General features: G+C 28.5%; 18 protein-coding genes. All 18 read left to right on the top strand.

Annotated features, from left to right (window positions below):
- The first annotated feature begins 109 nt into the window (after positions 1 to 109).
- The 18 genes from BUA90_RS03845 to BUA90_RS03760 all read left to right on the top strand — a co-directional run bounded on the left by BUA90_RS03845 (position 110) and on the right by BUA90_RS03760 (position 18,680).
- Positions 110 to 1,825, top strand: coding sequence for a 5'-nucleotidase C-terminal domain-containing protein (locus BUA90_RS03845; RefSeq protein ID WP_072966074.1), 1,716 nt, complete (start codon positions 110 to 112; stop codon positions 1,823 to 1,825).
- Between the two features lie 138 nt (positions 1,826 to 1,963).
- Positions 1,964 to 2,929, top strand: coding sequence for a tRNA modification radical SAM protein MnmL/YtqA (gene mnmL / locus BUA90_RS03840; RefSeq protein WP_072966073.1), 966 nt, complete (start codon positions 1,964 to 1,966; stop codon positions 2,927 to 2,929).
- A 150-nt stretch (positions 2,930 to 3,079) separates the two neighbouring features.
- Entirely contained in the window at positions 3,080 to 3,763 is a 684-nt protein-coding gene (locus BUA90_RS03835; protein ID WP_072966072.1) for an HAD family hydrolase, read from the top strand.
- A 43-nt stretch (positions 3,764 to 3,806) separates the two neighbouring features.
- Positions 3,807 to 4,616: a GTP diphosphokinase gene (gene yjbM / locus BUA90_RS03830; RefSeq protein WP_072966071.1), complete on the top strand. Its 810-nt coding sequence runs from the start codon at positions 3,807 to 3,809 to the stop codon at positions 4,614 to 4,616.
- A gap of 49 nt (positions 4,617 to 4,665) precedes the next feature.
- The gene (locus tag BUA90_RS03825; RefSeq protein ID WP_072966070.1) at positions 4,666 to 5,355 is read left to right on the top strand and encodes a metallophosphoesterase; all 690 of its coding nucleotides are present in this window, start codon (positions 4,666 to 4,668) and stop codon (positions 5,353 to 5,355) included.
- Positions 5,356 to 5,471: 116 nt separating this feature from the next.
- A complete protein-coding gene (locus BUA90_RS03820) occupies positions 5,472 to 5,798 on the top strand; it encodes a DUF1904 domain-containing protein (protein WP_072966069.1) in 327 nt (108 codons plus the stop codon).
- 26 nt (positions 5,799 to 5,824) lie between these two features.
- Positions 5,825 to 6,382 carry a DUF6648 family protein gene (locus BUA90_RS03815; RefSeq protein WP_072966068.1) on the top strand — a complete coding sequence of 186 codons (558 nt, stop codon included), beginning with the start codon at positions 5,825 to 5,827 and terminating at the stop codon, positions 6,380 to 6,382.
- Positions 6,383 to 6,563: 181 nt separating this feature from the next.
- Entirely contained in the window at positions 6,564 to 7,124 is a 561-nt protein-coding gene (locus BUA90_RS03810; RefSeq protein WP_072966067.1) for a GNAT family N-acetyltransferase, read from the top strand.
- Positions 7,125 to 7,172: 48 nt separating this feature from the next.
- The gene (locus BUA90_RS03805) at positions 7,173 to 7,877 is read left to right on the top strand and encodes a PrsW family intramembrane metalloprotease (protein ID WP_072966066.1); all 705 of its coding nucleotides are present in this window, start codon (positions 7,173 to 7,175) and stop codon (positions 7,875 to 7,877) included.
- Between the two features lie 265 nt (positions 7,878 to 8,142).
- The gene (locus tag BUA90_RS03800) at positions 8,143 to 8,787 is read left to right on the top strand and encodes an HAD family hydrolase (protein WP_072966065.1); all 645 of its coding nucleotides are present in this window, start codon (positions 8,143 to 8,145) and stop codon (positions 8,785 to 8,787) included.
- Positions 8,788 to 8,917: 130 nt separating this feature from the next.
- A complete protein-coding gene (rlmD, locus tag BUA90_RS03795; RefSeq protein WP_072966064.1) occupies positions 8,918 to 10,279 on the top strand; it encodes a 23S rRNA (uracil(1939)-C(5))-methyltransferase RlmD in 1,362 nt (453 codons plus the stop codon).
- A gap of 226 nt (positions 10,280 to 10,505) precedes the next feature.
- Complete coding sequence (locus tag BUA90_RS03790) at positions 10,506 to 11,099, top strand: helix-turn-helix domain-containing protein (RefSeq protein WP_072966063.1); 594 nt, start codon at positions 10,506 to 10,508, stop codon at positions 11,097 to 11,099.
- Between the two features lie 26 nt (positions 11,100 to 11,125).
- Complete coding sequence (locus tag BUA90_RS03785) at positions 11,126 to 12,643, top strand: class I SAM-dependent DNA methyltransferase (protein ID WP_072966062.1); 1,518 nt, start codon at positions 11,126 to 11,128, stop codon at positions 12,641 to 12,643.
- Positions 12,633 to 13,850, top strand: coding sequence for a restriction endonuclease subunit S (locus BUA90_RS03780; RefSeq protein WP_159429993.1), 1,218 nt, complete (start codon positions 12,633 to 12,635; stop codon positions 13,848 to 13,850). Before BUA90_RS03785 ends, BUA90_RS03780 begins: the two co-directional genes overlap by 11 nt.
- A gap of 113 nt (positions 13,851 to 13,963) precedes the next feature.
- A complete protein-coding gene (locus BUA90_RS03775) occupies positions 13,964 to 17,221 on the top strand; it encodes a type I restriction endonuclease subunit R (RefSeq protein ID WP_200793476.1) in 3,258 nt (1,085 codons plus the stop codon).
- A 50-nt stretch (positions 17,222 to 17,271) separates the two neighbouring features.
- Positions 17,272 to 17,982: a hypothetical protein gene (locus BUA90_RS03770; protein ID WP_072966060.1), complete on the top strand. Its 711-nt coding sequence runs from the start codon at positions 17,272 to 17,274 to the stop codon at positions 17,980 to 17,982.
- A gap of 176 nt (positions 17,983 to 18,158) precedes the next feature.
- Positions 18,159 to 18,317 (top strand): DUF3800 domain-containing protein, encoded by a 159-nt coding sequence (locus BUA90_RS12225; RefSeq protein WP_120240133.1) that lies wholly within the window; start codon positions 18,159 to 18,161, stop codon positions 18,315 to 18,317.
- Between the two features lie 99 nt (positions 18,318 to 18,416).
- Positions 18,417 to 18,680 carry a hypothetical protein gene (locus BUA90_RS03760; protein ID WP_072966059.1) on the top strand — a complete coding sequence of 88 codons (264 nt, stop codon included), beginning with the start codon at positions 18,417 to 18,419 and terminating at the stop codon, positions 18,678 to 18,680.
- The last annotated feature ends 47 nt before the right edge of the window (positions 18,681 to 18,727 follow it).

Here is an 18,727-nt window from a genome sequence, read left to right as displayed (position 1 = left end):
GGAAAAATCTTTTTATATGTAGAATAATAAAAATATACAAAACTTTTGAAAAAGATGCAATACAAACAAAAAAGTTTAAAAGAAGATGATTTTAGAGAGGAGAATGTAAATGAAAAAGTTTTTTAAATTGAGTTTTGTACTTGTATTTATGTTAATTTTTACATCTCTTTTTACAACAGGTACATTTATTGTAAATGCTGAATCAAATGATAGTATTAATTTAACAATTGTACATACTAATGATACTCATGCCAGAGTTGAAGAAGGTAAATATGCAGGAATGGGATTTGCCAAAATTGCTGCTAAGATAAATGAATTGAGAAAAAATAATAAAAATGTATTAGTTTTAGATGCAGGAGATACATTTCATGGACAAACTATTGCTACTATATCAAAAGGTGAAAGTATAGTTAAAATAATGAATACTATAGGCTATGATGCTATGGTTGTGGGTAATCACGATTTTAACTATGGACAAAAGAGACTTTTAGAATTAGCAGAAAAAGCGAAATTTCCACTTTTAGCGGCTAATGTTGAAAGAGAAGATGGAACAAAGTTATTAAAACCTTATATTATTAAAAAAATTGGTGGATTAAATGTTGGAATATTTGGACTTGCAACTCCAGAGACAGTATATAAAACTCATCCTAAAAATGTAAAAGGCTTAGTATTTAAAGATCCTGTAACAGTAGCTAAACAAGTAGTTGCTGAGTTAAAAGACAAAACTGATATAATTATAGCTTTAACACATTTAGGTATGGATGAAAGCAGTAAAGATACTAGTATTAAAGTTGCTAAAGAAGTAGATGGAATAGATATTATTGTAGATGGACATAGTCATACTATGTTGCCAGAAGGAATGAAAGTAAATGGTACTTTAATAGTACAGACAGGTGAATATGATAAAAATTTAGGTATAGTTAATCTTACTTATAAAGATGGGAAAATAACTTCAATGTCAGCAAAGTTGTTTACAAAAGAAGAAGCAGCAAATCTTCCTAAAGATGAAAAAGTAGTAAAAGTTATAAATGAAGTAAAATCTGAAAATGAAAAGATTACTTCAGTTGTGGTTGGAAATACAGATATTAAGCTTGATGGAGAAAGAGCACATGTTAGAACTAGAGAGACAAATCTTGGTAATCTTATAGCAACTGCAATGCTTAAAGCTACAAATGCAGATGTAGCTTTGACTAATGGTGGAGGAATAAGAGCATCTATAGAACCGGGTGAAATAACTCAAGGAGAAATAATTACAGTTTTACCATTTGGCAATTATGTAGTAGTTAAGGAAGTAAAAGGTTCAGATTTAGTTTCAGCTATTGAACATGGTATAAGTTCGTATCCAGAACCTAAAGGTGCTTTTCCACATGTTGCTGGAATGACATTTAAGTTTGACCCTGCTAAAAAGCCTGGGAATAGACTTATCGAGGTTAAAGTTGCTGGGCAGCCAATAGATTTAAATAAAACATATAAACTTGCTACTAATGATTTCTTAGCAGCAGGTGGAGATGACTATAAAATGTTTGCAGATGATAAAATTTTAGGAGAATATCCAGCTCTTGATGAAATATTAGTAGCACATATACAAAAATATGGGGTATCAGATGCAAAAGTTGATGGAAGAATAGCTGTAGCCAAAAAAGATGTAGTAAAAAAAGAAAAAGTTTCAAATAATGAGAAAGTATATGTAGTTGTATCAGGTGATGTTTTATGGAAAATAGCAGAAAAATTTAATTTATCATGGCAAGATTTAGCTAAATATAATAAATTAAAAAATCCTCACTTTATATTGCCTGGACAAAAATTGTTGATTCCTGTACAATAAATAAAAGTAGCCGATTTGGCTACTTTTTCAATGTTTATTGAAAAAAATAATATATAAATTATGTATATGTTATACTATTATTAGGATAAAAAAATGTGAAAAAACTTGATAATATTATACAAGAGTGAGGAAGTAGATATGACAGAAAATATTAGATATAGGAAGTATTCTGTTTATTTAAGAGAAAAATACGGTCAAAAAGTTTATAAAATTCCAATAAATATTCCTGTAACATGTCCTAATAGAGATGGTGTATTAGGGCGAGGAGGTTGTATTTTTTGCGGTGATATAGGTGCTGGATTTGAAAATTTGAGTAATAGTTTGTCGGTTAAAGAACAATTACATAAAAATATAAATTATATAAGTAGTAAATATAAAGCAAAAAAATTCATAGCATATTTTCAAAATTTTACAAATACTTATCTTCCAATTGACAAATTTAAAGATTTTATCAGAGAGGCAGCAGATTTTGAAGATGTTGTCGAAATTTATATTTCAACTCGTCCAGATTGTATAAGTGATGAATATCTTCAAGTATTAGATGAGATACAAAAAATATATCAAAAAGAAATAACGCTTGAATTGGGGCTTCAAACAGTAAATTATAAGACTTTAAAGAAAATTAATAGAGGACATACTTTAGCAGAATTTATTGATGCCATGATGAATATAAATAAATATCAATTTGGAAGTTGCTGTCATATAATATTAAATTTGCCGTGGGACGATTTTGAAGATGTTATAGAAGCTTCTAAGATAATATCGGTTTTAGGGGTAAAACAAGTCAAAATTCATTCACTATATATATTAAGAAATACTGTCTTGGGAAATATGTATGAAAATAATGAATTTCAGATAATAACTGTAGAAGAATATGTAGATAGAGTAGTGAATTTTATAAGATATTTAAGTCCGGATATAGTTATTCAAAGATTAGTTGCAAGAGCACCTAAAGAAGAAACTTTATTTTGCAATTGGAATATGAGCTGGTGGAAAGTACAGGATATGATTGATGAAAGATTGGAAAAACTAGATATTTATCAAGGTGACAGATATGATTATGTAGGTGGAAAGGCACTGAGGCGATTTAAAAACTTCCTGTGATTAGCAGGAAGTTTTTAATATAATTTAATTATATTAAGCAGATATAATAAAAAGAATTTAAAAATAATAGATTATCTTAGACACGTTGACTTTAAAAATATACTTAAATATTATAATATAATTGTAGAGTATGCCTTTAAGGAGGACAGTATGAAAAAGATACTTTTGATATGGGATATTGATGGAACATTAATAAACAGCATGGGAAGTGGAAGAAAAGCAATGGAAAAAGCTTTTTTTCACAAGTATAATATAAAAGAGGGATTTAAAAATGTAAGCATGGCAGGCAGATTAGATTGGCATATTGTAAGAGATGCTTTAAACAATAATAAAATTGTTGAAGAAAATATAAATGATTTTTTTAATGTATACGGTAAAATGTTGAAAGAAGAATTAAAAAATAATTCTTCGCCAGAAATTTTACCGGGAATTAAAGAATTTCTTGAATATACTTATAAAAATGAAAATATATATCATGTTGTTGGAACTGGAAATTGTGAAATAGGAGCGAGATTAAAACTGTCTCATTTAGGATTAAATCATTATTTTGAAATTGGTGGATTTGGCGATGAAGATTTAAAAAGATGGGAACTGATTGATAAAGTTATTGATAGAGCTAAAAAATATTATAATATTGATTTTAAAAAAGAAGATATATATGTAATAGGAGATACACCAAGAGATATAAAATCGAGTAAAAAAGTAGGAGTAAAATCAGTTGCAGTGGCTACTGGACCTTATGGATTTGATGAACTTTTGAAATACAAACCTGATTATATATATCATGATTTTAAGGATTTTAGACATTTTTTAGAAATTATGAAAATAAACTAAGAAAATTAGTAAAAATTGTTTTCAACTGTCAGGAGGGGTGTTGATGCAAAAAATAAGACGCTGGAAAGAGATATTAATCCCCTATGAGCAAGCTGTGGAAGAATTAAAGGTTAAATTTAAGTCTATAAGAAATGAACTTAGGGATATGAACGAATATTCTCCAATAGAGTTTGTTACAGGAAGAGTAAAAAAGATTTCTAGCATATTAGAGAAGGCAAAGAGATATAATATACCAGAAGATAAAATAGAAGAAAAAATAGAAGATATAGCTGGAATTAGAATAATGTGTCAATTTGAAGATGATATTTACAAAGTAGTTGATTTAATAAGAAAAAGAGATGGAAAAGATTTAAAGATAGTATATGAAAAAGATTATATAAAAAATAAAAAGGACAGCGGTTATAGAAGCTATCATGTTATAATTAAATATCCTGTTCAAACTGCATTGGGCGAAAAAGAAATATTTGCAGAATTGCAAATTCGTACTCTAGCTATGAATTTTTGGGCAACTATAGAACATTCATTAAACTATAAATATAAAAAGAATATACCGGAAAATATTAAAGTTCGTCTTAGAAAGGCAGCAGAAGCAGCATATTTGTTAGACCAAGAAATGCGTGAAATAAGAGATGAAATAATTAGAGCACAGAAGATGTTTGAAGAAAAATCAAATAATGTAACAGATATAGTGAATAATATTCAACTGTTAAATTTAATAGGATATGAAAAAGAAGCAAGAGAATTTCAGGATAAATTTGATGAAATTTGGGAAAAAGGCAGTTTAGCAGAACTAGAAAACCTTTCTGAAACGATAAGACGGACAGTAAGAAGGTATCAGACGTATAATCTATAATTTTTATAGTAAATAAAATGGAAGCAGAGAAAGAATAGTTGGTGATTAAATGGCTCTTTTTGCTATAGGAGATTTACATTTGAGTTTTAGTTCAAATAAACCAATGGATGTGTTTGGTGAAAATTGGATTAATCATACTGAAAAAATTAAAAATAATTGGATTAAAAATATAAAAGGCGAAGATACCATATTAATTCCCGGTGATATATCATGGGCAATGAAGTTAAAAGAAGCTATTTATGATTTGAATTGGATTAACAATCTTCCGGGAAAAAAAATACTTATAAGGGGAAATCATGATTATTGGTGGACATCATTGAGTAAGATGAATAGTTTGTTTGAAAATATGATGTTTTTACAAAATAATTATTTTACATATGAAGATTATGCTATTTGTGGTACAAGAGGATGGATTTGTCCTAATGAAAATAAATTTGATGAACATGATAAAAAGATATATGAAAGAGAACTTCACAGATTAAGATTGTCTTTAAATGCAGCTGTAAAAGATGGATATGATAAATTTATAGTCATGACGCATTATCCACCTACTAATGAAAAATTTGAAAAATCTGGTTTTATAGAAATATATGAAGAATATAAAGTAGAGAAAGTAGTATACGGGCATTTACATGATTTGGATTCATTTGAAGCTGGACTTAAAGGGGTATTAAATGGAGTGGAGTATATTTTGACTTCTTGTGATTATTTAAATTTTAATCCCATTAGAATATTATAAATATGAATTTTGGTATTAATTTGAATAAAATGTTATAATCAAATTAATTAAAAAGTTAATAGTATTAAATTTTAAGATAAATAATAATTTTATGAATTAACAAGGAGGAAGAAAATATGCCGCAGCTAAAGATAAGGGGTATAGAAGCTGAAAAAATAAAGAGAATTAGTAAGGAGCTAATAGATGAATTGACTGAGGTGGTAGGCTGTCCGAGAGATTATTTTACAATTGAATGTTTTAATACTACTTCGATATTTGATGGAGAAATAGTACAGACATATCCATTTATAGAAGTAGCATGGTTTGATAGAGGGCAAGAAGTTCAAGATAAAGTTGCAAAAATAATAACAAAATACATTCATTCATTAAATATCGAAAGTTTAGATATAGCATTTACTGTATTTAACAAAAACAGTTACTATGAAAATGGAGAACATTTTTAAAATTTAAGTTTAGATTGGGTGTAAAAATGTTTAATTTTAGAGTTGATGACAACGTTTTTGATAAGTTTTTTGCAAATAGAAATTCACTTATAATTCAGTTTCATAATGGAGATATTTCAAAGAGAGAATTTATAGAAGAACATTATCATTTTATGCAGAGATTAAATTTAAAACCGTTTAAAAATGGTATAGATTCATTTGAAAAGGGAATTTATAACTATCAATATTACAATATGTATGCAAAATACTGCTATATGAAATCTAAAGATAGAAAGTTAATAGAAAAGCATCCTAAAGTAGCAAGGGAATATGGAAGGAAAGCAGGTTACTACTATCATCAAAAAGATAAATCAACTTTGAAACTTCTTGAATATATTGATTTTAAGAATGTAGAAGCTTATTATATAAAAGTTAAGTCTAAAGTATTAAGAAATAAACTTTATGAAATTGTTTTAAAAGATTACGATAATATAATATTACATTCAAAAAGTGAATATATGCTTAAAAGATTAAAAGAAGAAGGCGTCTTTAAAAATGAAGTAAGAAAATCTCTAATAGATAGTTATATAAATACTAAGTACTAATATAGATAGCAATAACAAAAAGTAAATTTTGTTATTGCTAATTCTTTAATCAGTTCATATTATTTTTGTATAAATTTGTCTTTTTTAAAAAATAATAGGGTATTTGAATTTTGTAAGACTATAAAATAAAATCTATTGCCCAGGAAATATGTCATTTTTAGAAGAAAATGAGGGGGAGAATATGCCAAGATTATATGGAAATAGAATAATGCTTAGAGAATATAAAAAAGAAGATTTGTCATATATTAGAGAATGGGTAAATAATTCAAAAATAACGGATATGCTTTCAGATATTTTTTTGTTTCCTCATTCTTTAAGAACAACTGAAAAATTTTTAGATATGATGATAGAATCAGAAAGAAAAGACATGTGTGGCTTTGTTATAGCTGATAAAAGAACTGAAGAATATATTGGTCAAATCGATTTGATAAAGATAGATTGGAAAAATAGAAAAGCTATAATGGGTATTATTATAGGCAGAGAAGAAAATCATTCAAAAGGATATGGAACAGAAGCTATAAATCTTTTGCTAGAATTTTGTTTTCAAAGACTTGGATTAAATAAGCTTGAGCTTGAAGTGAGAGAGTATAATAAAAAAGCAATAAGATGTTATGAAAAATGCGGTTTTAAAGTAGAAGGAATTTTCAAAGAAGACAGGTATATATATGGAAGATTTACAGATACATACAGAATGGCAATTTTAAGAAAAGAATGGGAAGAATTAAATAAAATAAAAAGATAAAAATTACAGATAATATTCTTATAAGCAACTTTTAAAGGAGTGCTTATAATGAATACGAGATTATTTATCATAGCAGTCACACCAGGTATTGCTTTAGCTCTTTCTGTATATTTTACTGATAGATATGATAAAGAGCCTTTATCACTTTTGCTTAAAGTATTTATTTTAGGAGCACTTTCAGTAATACCAGTAGCTATTGTTGAAAATTTTTTAGTGTCATTAAATATTTTTACGGGGTATATAGGAGCTGCTTATACAGCTTTTGTTGTTGCAGGATTGACTGAAGAATTTTTTAAAAGAGGAGTAGTATTGCGAACAGCTTTTAAACATGAGGCATTTGATGAAAAATTAGACGGTATAGTTTATGCTATATTTTCAGCATTAGGATTTGCAACAGTTGAAAATATAATGTATGTAGTATTTAGATTTACAACTAATCCTCATATAGGATTATATAGAGGAGTTTTTTCAGTACCAGCTCATATGCTCTTTGCAGTTACTATGGGATACTATCTATCTTTAGCAAAATTTGCTACAGAAAGTAAAATGAGAAAAAAGTATTTAAAAAAATCTCTATTTATTCCAATGGTTTTACATGGAATATTTAATTTTATTTTAATGGTTAATATTTCTTTTGTATTTGTCATTTTTATTCCATATGTTATATATTTATGGATTGTTAATTTGAGAAAACTTAATGAGTATTATACAGAATCTAAGATTTTATTTAAAAGACAAATTGATATGAAATAGATTGTTTTAAATGACACCTTTTTATAGGTGTGTTTTTTTTACTTATTTTAAGTTTGAATATTTTTTATAAGAAGCGGTAGTGTAGTAACTTAAAAGTAGATTAAAAATTAAAGATTTTAAAGATTTGATACTAAAGCTTGTAACTCGGAATGTGTAATTATAAATTATATGATAGTTGATAAAAATCAAGCTGTTTTTATGTTTGACTATATAAAAAATAAATATTAGAATATATCTATAACTTTTAATTTATTTGGAGGGTGTTATGTTAGATTCAATAAAAGCAGTTATTTTTGATTTAGATGGTACCATAATAGATTCGATGTGGATATGGGAAAAGCTGGATAGGGAATTTTTACAAAAAAGAGGTATAGATGTTCCAAATGACTTAAATAAAGATATAGAAGGAATGAGTTTTACTGAAACAGTAGTATATTTTAAAAATAGGTTCAAATTAAATGAAGATGTTGAAGATATTAAATCAGAGTTTATAAAAATGGCTTATGATTATTATAAGAATAAAATAGAACTGAAGGAAGGCGTACGAGAGTTTATTGAATTTTTAAAGTCAAAAAATATTAAGCTTGGTATAGGAACTAGTAATTTAAAAGAATTAGTAGTAGAAGTATTAAAGCGACATGATATTATTGATTATTTTGATACGATAAGAACATCATGCGAAGTTAAGAGAGGTAAACCATTTCCAGATATATTTTTAAAAGTAGCACAAGATTTAAAAGTTGAGCCAAAAGATTGTTTGGTATTTGAAGATACTTATGCTGGAGTTTTAGCTGCTAAAAGAGCTGGAATGAAAGTGATTGCAGTTTCTGATGAACTGTCACTTCCAAATAAAGAAGAAATTTGTCAAATTGCAGATAAATATGTTGAAAATTATTTAGATATAGCATAAAGTCGGAATTATTTCCGATTTTATTTTTGCTAATAAATTTAAATGTTTTTTGGAGAGATTATAGTCGTATATTATGTCTTTAATAAAGAAAAATTATAAATATGAAAGAAATATTTAGGGAGTGTAGTATATGAAAAGAGGTCAAATAATAGAACTTCAGATACAAGATATGGAGTTCCCTTCAAAGGGTATTTCATATGTAGATGATAAAAAAGTATATGTAAAAAATACGCTGAAAGGACAGAAAGTAAAGGTAAAAATAATAAAAAACAAAAGAGAATATGCTGAAGGAAAACTTATTGACATTATTGAAAGGTCGCCATTAGAGGCTGAATTTGTCTGTCCGCATTTTGAAAAATGTGGAGGATGTTTACGTCAAAATGTACCATATGAAATTCAATTGCAAATTAAGTCTGAACTTGTAAAAAAGCTATTGGATGAGGCAGGAATTGAGGATTATGAATTTTTAGGCATAAAGCCTAGTCCAAATATGTATGGCTATAGAAATAAAATGGAATATTCTTTTGGCGATGAAATTAAAGGTGGAGAAATGACATTAGGTATGCATCAGAGAGGAAAATTTTATTCCATAATAACAGTCAATCAATGTAAACTTGTAGAAGATGATTTTAATGTCATTTTAGATGCTACATTAAATTATTTTAAGGATAAAAATATACCGGCATATAATAATAAAACCCATGAAGGATATTTAAGACATTTAGTAGTTAGAAAAGGCATAAAAACAGGAGAAATACTTATTAGTTTAGTTACTTCAACACAGCTGAGTTTGGATTTATCTGAATTTGTTGCTAAATTAAAAACTTTAGATTTAGACGGGGAAATAAAGGGAATATTGCACATATTTAATGATAAGTTAGCTGATGCAGTCCAAGCTGATAAAATAGAAATTCTTTGGGGACAGGATTATTTTTATGAAGAAATATTGGGATTGAAATTCAAAATATCGCCTTTTTCATTTTTTCAAACAAATTCATTAGGAGCAGAAGTATTATACAATACGGCTCTTGAATTTATTGAAAGTGCAGATGATAAGACTATATTTGACCTTTATTGTGGAACGGGAACAATAGGACAGATAGCAGCTAAAAAGGCTAAAAAAGTAATAGGCATAGAAATAGTAAAAGAAGCAGTTGATGCTGCCAATGAAAATGCAAAAATGAATGGGCTTAATAACTGTGAATTTATTGCAGGTGACGTTTTGGAAAAAATAAATGAGTTAAAAGATAGACCAGATATAATAATACTTGACCCGCCAAGAGCTGGAGTAAATCCAAAGGCATTAGAAAAAATATTAAAATATAAAGCAAAAGAAATAATATACATATCATGTAATCCTAAAACTTTAGCAGAAAATTTAAAACAAGTAAAAAAAGCAGGATATAAAGTAGAAAAAGTAGTATGTGTAGACATGTTTCCGCATACGGCTCATGTGGAGTCGGTAGTATTGATTAAAAGAAAACACAGCTAGGAGATGTTGAAATTTCAATGATAACAGAGGTTTTACAAAAAATGTATATATTCCCTTGAACGAGGATAGAAAACAGTAAGCCCACAATAAAAATGTGGGTTTTTTATTTTGTAAAATTCACATAAAAATCCCAAATTATGAAAATACAGATTGAATATTTATTAAAGAAAAGATATAATAAAAATATATTGACTAAGACAATAATAAAAAATTGGGAGGTGAATTATTGATAGGTCTAGAATATATACTTAGCTTATACAATATGCAGCATGTAGAACTTGCAAAGAAGCTGGGAATAAAGAAGCAAAATATAAACCTATGGATTAAGAAAAAGCAAAATATACCTAAAAAATATCTCCCAATTTTAGAAGAAACCTTTGGCATAAAAAAAGAGTACTTTAATAAAGAAATAGATGAAATAGATAAACTGGAGATTCAAAAAGAAAAATTAAAAAGGGATTTAAAACCTGTTATAAAAAAGTATGAACAACAGTTTATGATAGGTGAAGTAAATGATATTGTAGAAGTTCCTATATATGACAAAGAAGAAATAAATTCTATTGAAAGAAATATAGAAAAAGCTAAACTTTTAAAGAGATTTAAAAAGGCATTGGATATTGTAGATAAAAATCCATATATGGATACATTTAAACTTATTGTTGAACTTGTAGAAAAAGCTCAGCATGAGATTATATTACATAAAACTATAGAAGCCCTTGCTCATTATTTAGAAGTATTACCTGACTGGGTATCCTCAGGACCGGAGCAGGATGAATTTGAAAGTGAAATATTTGAAGTTTTTGATGATTATAACTATTAATCACAATAAAAGAGGAGGAATTCGTTATGTCAACAGCAAAAATAGGATTTGAAGAAACCCTATGGAAAGCAGCAGATAAGTTAAGGGGAAGTATGGATGCCAGTGAGTATAAACACGTTGTCTTAGGACTTTTATTTTTAAAATACATATCCGATAAATTTGAAATGAAATACAATGAACTTGTGGAAGAAGGAGAAGGATTTGAAGAAGATAGGGATGAATACGAAGCAGAGAATATTTTCTGGGTTCCAAAGGAAGCAAGGTGGGAACATATAAAGAATAATGCAAAAGATCCAAAAATCGGCCAGATTATTGATGATGCAATGATATTAATAGAAAAAGAAAATCCAAGCTTAAAGGGTGTACTTGATAAAAGATATGCAAGACCTGAACTAGATAAAAGAAGACTAGGAGAGCTTATAGATTTAATTTCGACAATAAAGCTACATAAAGATGGAGAAAAAGATTTGCTTGGTAGAGTATATGAATATTTCCTAGGCAAATTTGCTAGTGCAGAAGGTAAAGGTGGTGGAGAATTCTATACTCCAACTTGTGTAGTAAAGACATTAGTTGAAATGATAGAGCCTTACAAAGGAAGAATATACGACCCTTGCTGTGGTAGTGGTGGCATGTTTATTCAAAGTGAAAAGTTCGTTGAAGAGCATCAAGGCAGGATAGATAATCTTTCTATCTATGGTCAAGAACTAAATGCAACAACTTGGAAACTATGTAAAATGAATTTAGCTATTAGAGGATTAGACGGAAATATAGGTCCCCATCATGCAGATACATTCCATAATGACCTACATAAGACACTTAAGGCTGACTATATTCTTGCAAATCCACCTTTTAATGTTAGTGATTGGGGTGGAGACAAATTAACTGATGACGTGAGATGGAAATATGGAATACCACCAGCAAGTAACGCCAATTATGCATGGCTTCAGCACATAATATATCATCTCGCTCCAAATGGAGTAGCAGGAGTTGTACTAGCTAATGGTTCTTTAAGTTCAAATACATCAAATGAAGGCAATATAAGAAAAAATTTAATAGAAGCAGATTTAGTAGATGCTATCGTTGCACTATCTGATAAGCTATTTTATTCAACAAGTATTCCTGTTTCACTATGGATTCTTAATCGAAACAAGAAGAATAATCCTAAATATAGAAGTAGAGAACATGAAATATTGTTTATAGATGCAAGACATCTTGGTGAAATGATAGATAGAAGACATAGAGAATTAAAGGATGAAGACATCAAAAAAATTGCCGATACTTATCATAATTGGAGAAACATTGATGGTAAATATGAGGATATTAAAGGATTCTGCAAATCAGCCACTATTGAAGAAGTAAGGGAACATGAGTATGTATTAACCCCTGGTAGATATGTAGGCATAGAAGAAACAGAAGACGATGGCATCCCCTTTGAAGAAAAGATGGAGAATTTAACAAGTGAATTAAGTGAGTTATTTGCAAAGTCAAGAAGGCTAGAGGATGAGATAAGAAAGAACTTAGGGGGGATTGGGTTTGAAATATAAGATTTGTGATATTTGTGAAATAAATAGAGAAAATTTAAGTAAAAATGACAGATGGGAATATATTAATTATTTAGATACGTCAAATCTTAATAAGGGAATTATTAATGAAATACACTATTTAGTAGTAGGTAAAGATAAAGTACCTAGTAGGGCAAAACGTAAAGTAAAAGAAAACGATATTTTAATATCGACTGTTAGACCAAATCAAAAACATTATGGAATATTAAAAAAAACAGTTAACAACATGATTGTTTCAACTGGATTTGCAGTATTAACTCCCAATTCAGAAATAGTAACTCCAGAATACTTATATAGATTTTTAACACAAGATGGTATTACTAATTATCTTCAGGCAGTAGCAGAAACAAGTACATCTGCTTACCCTTCAATAAAGCCAAGTGTTATAGGAGAACTAGAGATTGATTTACCACCACTCGAAGAACAAAAAGCTATTGTTCATATTCTTTCAACTTTAGATGAAAAAATAGAAGTCAATAACAAAATCAATAAAACCATTGAAAAAATGGCTCAGGCTATCTTTAAACACTGGTTTATAGATTTTGAATTTCCAAATGAAAATGGAGAACCCTATAAATCTAGCGGTGGAGAAATGGTTGAAAGTGAACTTGGAATGATTCCTAAGGGGTGGGAGGTTATTGATTTAGGAAAGATAATCAAATTCAAAAAGGGAAAGAAGCCTAAAGAAATCAAAGAAACATTTTTTCAAAATTATAAAAAATATTTAACTATTGATGTATTAAATAGAAATTCAACATTGTATGCAAATAGTGAAAAGATGATAATAGCTGATGAATTTGATACTTTAATGGTAATGGATGGAGCAAGTTCAGGAACGGTCTATTATGGTCAAAATGGAATTGTAGCTTCAACTCTTGCAAGAGTTGATATACAAGATAAAACTTTAGGTAAAGATTTTATCTATTATGTTCTAAAATATTTTGAAGATGATATTAAAGCGAATACTACAGGTTCAGCGATACCACATACGGATAAAGAATATGTATACAGTATCAAAATCTGTATTCCAAATGATTTTGAAATACTTGAAAGATTCAATAGTATTGTTAGAAAATTAAGGGAGACAGTAATTAATAATGAAGAAGAGTCAGCCAAATTATCTTCAATTCGTGATACCTTACTCCCAAAACTTATGTCAGGTGAAATAAGAGTACCATTAGATAATTGAGAATTAAGAATTGAGAATGGAAAATAAATAATTGAGAATGACGAAAAAAGGATTTTAATTCTCAATTCTCAATTTTCAATTCTCAATTGTTCAGGTTGAAAGGGGGAGCTATATTGATTTCATACATAAATTTCAATGAATCAGCATTGGAAGAAGCCTTTATAGAGCTATTAATGGAGTTAGGATACGAATATAAATATGGTCCTGATATTGCTTACGATGGAGATTCTCCAGAAAGAAAAGATTATCGTGATGTAATACTAGAGCAAAGGGTAAGGGATGCATTATTTAGACTAAATAGAGATTTGCCTGATGATGCTATAGAAGAAGCCTATAGAAAAATAATAACTTTCAACAGTCCATTACTAGAAGAAAACAATCGATATTTTCATAAACTTCTTGTAGAGGGAATAGAAGTTCCAATTAGGGAAAAGGGATTAAACAGAACAAAAAATGCACAGATTATAGATTTTAAAAATCCTGATAGAAATGAGTTCTTAGTAGTAAATCAATTTACTGTATTTGAAAATGAAGAAAGAAGACCTGATATTATTATATTTATAAATGGTATACCCTTTGTAGTGGTTGAGCTGAAATCAGCTTCAGATGAAAATGTAGGTATTGAAAACGCTTATAATCAAATACAAACATATAAAAGGGATATTCCTTCATTATTTAATTATAATGCTTTTTGTATTCTTTCCGATGGAATTAATGCTAAAGCAGGAACAATAACTTCAAACTTTGAAAGGTTTATGAATTGGAGGAGTATAGACGGTGAAAAAATTGAACCATTAGATGTTCCCCAATATGAAGTTATGATAAAAGGTATGCTTAGTAAAGAAAGGCTACTTGATATAATAGAAAACTTTATATTGTTTCAAGAATCCAAGGAAGATGATTATGACAGGGACGGTAATAAAATAGGACAAAAAAAGACTATTATAAAAATTCTTGCAGCATATCATCAGTATTTTGCCGTAAAAAAAGCTGTTGAAAAGACAAAAGTTGCAATTAGTGAAGAGGGAGATAGAAAAATAGGGGTAATATGGCATACACAAGGTTCTGGAAAAAGCCTTACAATGGTATTTTATGCTGCTCAGCTGGTAAAACACTTTAATAATCCAACTATTGTAGTCATTACTGATAGAAATGATTTGGATGACCAGTTATATACAACCTTTAGCAAATCTTCGGATATATTGAGGCAAACTCCTGTACAGGCTGATGTAAGAAAACTTACAGAAGAACAGAAAGAAAGAAATGCCAAGTCTAATTCTAAAGTGATTAATGGATTGTTTGATTTATTAAATGAAAGGGAATCCGGTGGAATAATATTTACCACTATTCAAAAGTTTAAGCCTGAAGAAGGAGATATGCCATGTTTAACCGATAGAAGAAACGTTATAGTTATAGCTGACGAAGCCCATAGAAGTCAATATGGTTTGCAAGCTAAAACAAATACAAAAACAGGAGATGTAAAATACGGATTTGCCAAATATGTAAGAGACGCTCTTCCTAACGCCTCTTTTATAGGATTTACAGGAACTCCAATAGAATTTGAAGATAAGTCAACTCCTGCAGTATTTGGAGATTATATTGATATATATGATATGACAAGGGCTGTCGAAGATGGAGCTACTGTTAAAATTTATTATGAAAATAGAATTATAAAGCTAGAAACCGATGATGAAGAACTTAAAAAAATAGATGAAGAATTTGAAGAGATAACTGAAGGACAGGAACAGGAAGAAAAGGAAAAATATAAAAGTAAATGGTCGAGACTTGAAGCAATAGTAGGTTCTCCAAATAGAATAAAAAAGCTTGCTGAGGACATTGTTAATCACTTTGAAGAAAAATCTAAAACTATTGATGGTAAAGCTATGATTGTATGTATGAGCCGTAGAATTTGTGTAGATTTATACGATGAGATTGTAAAGCTAAGACCTGAGTGGCATAGTGATGATGTAAATAAAGGGAAAATAAAAGTTGTCATTACTGGTGGAGCCGGTGATAATGAAAAACTTCAAAAACATATAGGTGGAAAACAAAGAAGGGATACTCTAGCTAAAAGAATGAAGGATGTAAATGATGAACTAAAAATCGTGATAGTTAGAGATATGTGGCTTACAGGTTTTGATGTTCCTTCTATGCATACTATGTATATAGATAAACCTATGAAGGGTCATAATCTAATGCAGGCAATAGCAAGGGTAAACAGGGTATTTAAAGACAAGTCAGGTGGAGTAGTAGTTGATTACATAGGTATTCTTGAAAGTTTAAAGAAGGCTTTAAAAGAATATACAGACAGTGATAAAAAGAATACAGGTATTGATACATCTGTAGCTATTTCTATTATGCTTGAAAAGCTTGAAATTTTACGTGACATGCTACATGGTCTTAACTACTCAGGTTATATGGGAAGCTCTCAAGCTGAAAGGATTAGAGCTATTACAAGTGGAATGAATTTTGTACTAGGTTTACCAGAAAAAGAACAAAAGAGATTTAAAAAAGTTGCTACAGAATTGGCAAAGGCCCATGCTTTATGTGCTGCTACCGATGAAGGGAAAAAACATGCCCTTGAAGTAAGTTATTTTAAAGCAGTAAAGGTAAGTTTGGCAAAGTTAGATGTTAAAGGTAAAAAGTCTCTTTCTAAAAAAGAAATTGATATGAGAGTAAATCAGATGTTTGAAAGGTCAATCATATCTCAAGAAGTTATAGATGTATTTGATGCATTAGGACTTCAAAGGCCTGAGGTTTCTATTTTATCTGAAGAATTTTTAGAAGAAGTGCGTCAAATAAAATATAAAAATCTTGCGGTTGAAATACTTAAAAGACTTCTTGAAGGTAATATCAAAACAATGGAGAAACGAAATCTTGTTAAATCAGAGAAGTTCTCTGAAAAGCTAAAGAAGGCATTAAATAAATATAGAAACCAAGCAATAACAAACGCAGAAGTTATCGAAGAGCTTATTAGAATGGCTAAAGAAATGAAAGAGATGCGTGAGCAAGAAAAAGATTTAGGACTTACAGAAGATGAAATAGCTTTTTATGATGCACTAACTGTAGATGATGCAGTAAGAAAATTTATAAATGATGAAACCCTTAAAAAAATTGCCCATGAACTAACAGTAGCCATTAGAAAGAATATTACAATTGACTGGAGCATTAAAAAAAGTGCTCAAGCTGGGATGAGAAGAATCATAAAAAGATTACTTAAAAAATACAATTATCCACCAGAACAAACAAAACATGCTCTTGAAGTAGTTATGAAACAAGCAGAATTAATGTGTGGAAATATAAGTGCTTATGATATAAATGATAAAGAATATGAAATAGCAGCTGAAGAAAAGGAAGATTATAAGGCTTAAGAAGTATTTAATTAAATATGTTGAGATTGAACTAAACGGGGGGATAAACCATGGAATTAAAATATTTTATTGAAAAAATAAAAGAAGAATGTCCAGATAAGGCTATCGATATATCAGAAAGTTTGGAATTGCTTAGGACAGTTATTAACGATACAATAGAAGTATTTGGAGATAAAATGAATTCAGCTGTCTCAAATAGAGATTTTCAAAGAGTAAATATCTATAAAGATATAGCAGAAAATGCTCATTACTATGAAAATAAGATAGAGGAAATAATATCTTTACTTGAAGTAGAGGAAATTCAAATAAATGAAGAAACAGATGAAGAAATTGAAAGAAGAACAATACCTAACTATAATGAATATTTAGTAGATAATAAAATTGAACATACCTTATATGAAAATTTTACCCATAAAAGACCATTTGGTTTTAAACTGAATGAAAATCATGTTATTGAAGCTAGTACGTGGAAGGATGTATTAGTAAAAACTTGTGAACTGCTTATGGCTATAGATGAAAAGAAATTTATGTCTTTTGAGAATAATGATACAATGAACGGCAAAAAGAAAAAATATTTTTCTGTTAATCCTAATTCAATGAGAAAGCCTAGAAAAATTGGAGATAAGATTTATATAGAAACTAATCAAAGTGGAAACGCTATACGAAATTTAATAATAAAACTTCTTAAAGAGTATGATTTTAAAATTAGTGATTACAAAGTTTATTTTAGAGCAGATTATACCAACTTGAATAATAGATGACTGAATGAAAAGTTAAATAATAAAATACTATTAAAAGTAATCTCTGTTTTTTCATATAGAGATTACTTTTATGTTGGAAAAAATAATAATTTGTCAAATTCATAAGTGATTATATTGGAAATATATACAATATATGGTATAATATGAATTGAGATTTACTAAAGGAGAGATAAAATTTGTATTACGTATATTGTGATGAAAGTTGTCATTTGCCTAGAGATAATTCAGATGTCATGGTATTAGGTGCATTGCAATGTCCAAAAGAAAAAAAGAAAGATATATATGAAGATATTAGAAATATTATAAGAGAAGGTATAGCATTAATTCAAAAATAGAAAGAAGTTAAGTGGACTAAAATTTCAAATGCTAAAATAAAGTTATATGAAGATTTAAATGAGTTTTTCAATGATATATATAGCATTTTTCAAATAGAGTTGAATTATAAGGATAATAGACCTAATTTATTTAATAAATTTATTTATTTTGATGCAAAACCAAGTTATGATAATAAAGCTAAAGCATTTTGGCATATTGCAAGTATAGGGGAGGATGATCTTAAAAATGAAAATAATCAAAAATATGATATGGATCCGTGTTGTAATGATGTAGCTAATGGTATAAGAAGATTTTTAAAATACAAAATTACTATACTGATTAACAAAGAAAATTTTACTTGGGAACTATTGTTTAGTGGATAAAATAGAAATATTTTGATTCCATATAAATCCAAAATCATTCCCCTGCG

This window comes from Caminicella sporogenes DSM 14501 (genome assembly GCF_900142285.1).
In the GTDB taxonomy this organism is placed as follows: Bacteria; Bacillota; Clostridia; order Peptostreptococcales; family Caminicellaceae; genus Caminicella; species Caminicella sporogenes.
Note: the sequence above shows the minus strand (reverse complement) of the source record. Positions and strands in the feature narration are given on the sequence as shown.

Coding starts and splice junctions, on each gene's coding strand:
- BUA90_RS03835 (WP_072966072.1), top strand. CDS start 3,080: ATGAAAAAGATACTTTTGATATGGGATATTGATGGAACATTAATAAAC.
- BUA90_RS03825 (WP_072966070.1), top strand. CDS start 4,666: ATGGCTCTTTTTGCTATAGGAGATTTACATTTGAGTTTTAGTTCAAAT.
- BUA90_RS03845 (WP_072966074.1), top strand. CDS start 110: ATGAAAAAGTTTTTTAAATTGAGTTTTGTACTTGTATTTATGTTAATT.
- BUA90_RS03785 (WP_072966062.1), top strand. CDS start 11,126: ATGTCAACAGCAAAAATAGGATTTGAAGAAACCCTATGGAAAGCAGCA.
- BUA90_RS03820 (WP_072966069.1), top strand. CDS start 5,472: ATGCCGCAGCTAAAGATAAGGGGTATAGAAGCTGAAAAAATAAAGAGA.
- BUA90_RS03810 (WP_072966067.1), top strand. CDS start 6,564: ATGCCAAGATTATATGGAAATAGAATAATGCTTAGAGAATATAAAAAA.
- yjbM (WP_072966071.1), top strand. CDS start 3,807: ATGCAAAAAATAAGACGCTGGAAAGAGATATTAATCCCCTATGAGCAA.
- BUA90_RS03805 (WP_072966066.1), top strand. CDS start 7,173: ATGAATACGAGATTATTTATCATAGCAGTCACACCAGGTATTGCTTTA.
- BUA90_RS03815 (WP_072966068.1), top strand. CDS start 5,825: ATGTTTAATTTTAGAGTTGATGACAACGTTTTTGATAAGTTTTTTGCA.
- BUA90_RS03770 (WP_072966060.1), top strand. CDS start 17,272: ATGGAATTAAAATATTTTATTGAAAAAATAAAAGAAGAATGTCCAGAT.
- rlmD (WP_072966064.1), top strand. CDS start 8,918: ATGAAAAGAGGTCAAATAATAGAACTTCAGATACAAGATATGGAGTTC.
- mnmL (WP_072966073.1), top strand. CDS start 1,964: ATGACAGAAAATATTAGATATAGGAAGTATTCTGTTTATTTAAGAGAA.
- BUA90_RS03800 (WP_072966065.1), top strand. CDS start 8,143: ATGTTAGATTCAATAAAAGCAGTTATTTTTGATTTAGATGGTACCATA.